Raw genomic sequence first — 3,575 nt, forward strand, 5'->3', positions numbered from 1 at the left:
TTGCGTACCCGCTTTGAGCTGATCGACAGTGAGCCGATGCAATGGATTGAGGATACCGTGCCGTTTGAGGTGGAATATACGAAGGTACAAGCAGCAGGTGCGACGGCGGATGCAGCTCAGGACACAACTACAAATAGGTACACAAGGGTCAACGTAGAAGTGCAAGAACGGGTGCGGCGATTTGTCCGTCCGTTTGATCTCAAAGCTGCGCCGCTGCTGCGGGTAGGTTTGGTGGATTTGGGCGTATCAGGGGTAGAGCAGGAGGCTCAACATCTGCTTATGCTCGACATGCACCATATCGTTTCGGATGGGGTGTCCATGGAGGTCCTGACCGATGAGTTTGTCCGCTTGTATGGCGGTGAAGAGCTGGCGCCGTTGCGGATACAGTACAAGGATTATGCCGTATGGCAGCAAAGCGAAGCCCATCAGGAATGGATGCAGCGTCAGGAAGCATACTGGCTGAATACCTTCCAAGGTGAATTACCTGTACTGGATCTCTCTACGGACTTTGTCCGCCCAGCGGTACAGAGTACGGCAGGGGATACGATCGAATTTGTACTGGGGCGTGAGGTGAGTGAACGCCTGAAAGAACTGGCGGCGCAGACCGGCGCTACCTTGTATATGGTGCTGCTGGCGGCGTACACCACGCTCTTGCATAAATACACAGGTCAAGAGGACATCATCGTCGGCACGCCAATTGCCGGACGACCGCATGCCGAACTGGAAAGTCTGGTCGGTGTCTTCATTAACACGCTGGCGATCCGCAATTATCCGTCCAGCGACAAAACCTTCCTGGATTATCTGCAAGAGGTCAAGGAGCACGCGCTCAGTGCGTATGAGCACCAGGACTATCCGTTTGAGGAACTGGTGGAAAAGCTGAATGTAGCGCGGGATACGAGCCGGAATGCGTTGTTTGACACGATGTTTGAATTGAAGACCTTGGAACAGCAGGAATTCGAGCTGGAAGGTCTGACCTTGAACTCCTATCCACTGGACAATCATACAGCCAAATTTGATTTGAGCTTGGAGGCCGTAGAGCAGCCGGAAGGTATGCTGTGCAGCCTGGAATACAGCACGGCGCTATATAAGCCGGAGACCATGATGCGATTAGCCCAGCATTTTGCGGAAATCGTTCGAGCGATTGCCGATCATCCGCAGCAGCCACTGGCAACTTTGAATATGGTCACTGCCGAGGAAAAAGAGCAACTTATCCACGGTTTTGGAGAAGTGGGAGTAAGAGATGTTGCTGCAGGCGAAGCAGGAGCCCTGTTCCATGCCTTGGTGGAAGAACAGGCTCAGCTTGTACCGGATCACGTGGCGGTGGTGTACGAAGAGCAACAGCTGACGTACCGCGAGCTAAATGAGCGTGCGAACCAACTCGCTCGCAGATTGAGAAATGAAGGCATTGGATGCGAGTCGATTGTCGGCATTTGGAGTGAACGTTCGGTAGACATGCTGGTTGGCGTATTGGCGGTATGGAAGGCTGGAGGCGCCTATGTGCCGCTGGATGCAGACTATCCGTCCGAACGGATTCGTTTCATGCTGGAGGATAGTGGTGCGACGGTGCTGTTGACCCAGACGGGATTGCAAGAGCGTGCCCAAGCATGGCTGAATGAAAGTAGGCAGTCCTTATCCGGGGGCAAGACTAAGGATGAGTTGGAAAAAGCCGTTAGCGCTGAAACGATCGAATCAGGTACTCTTCATGGAACCGTGAATGATACAGCAGATTCGCCACCTAATGGCGAAGCAGCATCTGAATCGGCAACAAAGCTGCGTCTGCAAACCATGCTGGCATTAGACGATGAGTCACTGTACACCGGGGATATGACAGACGTAGATCACATCAACGAACCGCACGATTTAGCGTATGTGATTTACACCTCCGGGACAACCGGACGTCCGAAAGGCGTTATGATCGAGCATCGCAGCTTGGTCAATACGGCTACGGCGTATCGCCGGGATTATCGTCTGAGCGAGTTCCCAGTACGACTACTACAACTGGCAAGCTTCTCCTTCGACGTGTTCGTCGGCGATATTGCACGGACGCTTTATAACGGGGGCACGATGGTCATCTGTCCGAAAGATGATCGCATTGATTTTAGCCGTCTGCACGGATGGATTCATGATTATCAAATTACGGTGTTCGAATCCACACCAGCGTTGATCGTACCGTTTATGCAGTATGTGCATGAACAGGGACTGGACATGAGCAGTCTGGAACTGCTGATCACGAGCTCAGATAGCTGCAGCGTGACGGACTACCGGGTGCTGCAAGAACGGTTTGGGGCAGAGATCCGCATTATTAACAGCTACGGCGTCACGGAAGCAGCGATTGACTCCAGCTTCTATGACGAAGCGCTGTCGAAGCTGCCAAGTAGCGGCCATGTGCCGATTGGGCAGGCATGGCTGAACGCACGCTTTTACATCGTGGACAGCCAGCTAAATCCGGTGCCGATCGGTGTACTGGGCGAGCTGTGCATTGGCGGAGCCGGGGTCGCACGGGGATATCTGAACCGTGCGGACCTGACGGCCGAGAAATTCGTAGCGAACCCGTACGTACCAGGTGAACGACTGTACCGCACCGGCGATTTAGCGCGGTGGATGCCGGACGGCCATGTGGACTTTATCGGCCGGATGGATGATCAGGTCAAAATCCGGGGCTTCCGGATTGAACTGGGCGAGGTGGAAGCGCAGCTGCTGACTGTGGATGGGATTCAGAAAGCCATCGTCACCGCCTGGGAAAACGAAGACGGAGACAAGGATCTGTGCGCGTATGTCGTCGCCTCGGAGGCGCTGAATTTGCCGGAGCTACGCAGCACACTCCAGCCTAAACTGCCGAACTATATGATCCCGACGTATGTCGTACAGCTGGATCGATTCCCGCTGACACCAAACGGGAAAATTGACCGCAAAGCGCTGCCTGCGCCGGAAGCGCGCCTTGAAGGAGGCACGGAGTACGTGGCGCCGCGCACACCGCTGGAAGAGCAATTGGTACGTATTTGGCAAAGCGTTCTGAATCATCGGCGGATAGGCATCCAGGATAACTTCTTTGAAGTGGGCGGACATTCACTGCGTGCCACCACCCTGATGGCGAAAATCCATCAGGAGCTGAATTACAAGCTGGCCTTGCGAGACATTTTCCAATATCCGACGATTGAGCAATTGGTACAGGTGATGGGTGAAGATCAGACCCCGCAAACGTATGTATCCATACCTGTGGTGGAGGCGCGCGCATATTATCCTGTTTCTTCGGCACAAAAACGGATGTACGTGCTGAGCCATCTCGAAGGGGGAGAGGTGAGCTATAACATGCCGGGAGCTTTGATTATCGAAGGCTCCTTGGATAAAGAGCGACTGGAGCAAGCCTTCCGCCAGCTGATTGCCCGTCATGAAGCCTTGCGAACCCGATTCGAGATGATCGATGGCGAGGTGATTCAGCGGATTGAATCCAGTGCCCCATTCAGCGTGGAGCATGTGCAGGCAAGCGAAGACGAGACCCCGCAGTACGCCCAAGACTTTGTACGTGCCTTTGATCTCGCCCAAGCCCCATTGCTGCGGGTTCAGTTGATCGAAAA

1 protein-coding gene is annotated in these 3,575 nt (G+C 54.1%); it reads left to right on the forward strand.

Annotation, left to right across the window (positions count from 1 at the left end; translation table 11 throughout):
- Positions 1–3,575 (forward strand): non-ribosomal peptide synthetase (locus FKV70_RS25745; RefSeq protein WP_142614968.1); only part of this gene is annotated, 3,575 nt, incomplete at both ends.

This window comes from Paenibacillus ottowii, from assembly GCF_006874425.1.
Classification (GTDB): Bacteria; Bacillota; Bacilli; order Paenibacillales; family Paenibacillaceae; genus Paenibacillus; species Paenibacillus ottowii.